The 576-nt window shown below is 60.4% G+C and carries 1 protein-coding gene; it reads right to left on the bottom strand.

Translation table 11 applies throughout. The annotated features are described in order from the left end of the window. Positions 1-576: immunoglobulin-like domain-containing protein (locus tag LXM55_RS32345; RefSeq protein WP_233324204.1), on the bottom strand; the 576-nt coding region annotated here is incomplete at both ends.

Below are 576 nucleotides of genomic sequence, written 5' to 3'. Positions count from 1 at the left end.
GGTGACTGGTGCCGAGACCGAAGCGGTGTACACCACAATGCCGCCTTCGGCGACGCTTGGCGTAGCGGTCAGGCTGACAGTCGAAGTATCGATAGTGTCAGTGACGTCAGTGACGGCTGGAGTCGGATTGGTCTCCAGGTGTTCAAAGTTGCCGCCATCGGCTTTGGTGATAGTGGCTTCGACTTTGCCGGCGTCCTTGTACACGTCGTCGGCTGGCGCGGCTACGGTCACAGTACCGCTGGTTGCCCCGGCGGCGATGGTGATCACCGCACCGTTGGACAAGGTTACGGTGACCGGAGTGCCAGCGGCGTTGGTCAGTGTCGCGGTGTAGACGATGGAACCACCTTCGGCCACCGAGTCAGTAGCGCTCAGGCTCAGAGTGGTGGTGTCTGGTGTATCGGTAACCGAGGTCTCGGCTGGCTTGTCGTTGATCTCCAGCTTCTCGTAGTTACCACCGTCGGCCTTGGTGATGGTGGTGCTCAGGGAGCTACCGCCTGCCAGAGCATCGTTTGGCGCGGTGAAGTTCACCGAACCATGGCTTTCGCCAACCGGGATGGTGATGGTCTGTCCATTGGA

It is taken from the genome of Pseudomonas sp. Au-Pse12 (assembly GCF_021341665.1).
Lineage (GTDB): Bacteria > Pseudomonadota > Gammaproteobacteria > Pseudomonadales > Pseudomonadaceae > Aquipseudomonas.
Note: the sequence above shows the minus strand (reverse complement) of the source record. Positions and strands in the feature narration are given on the sequence as shown.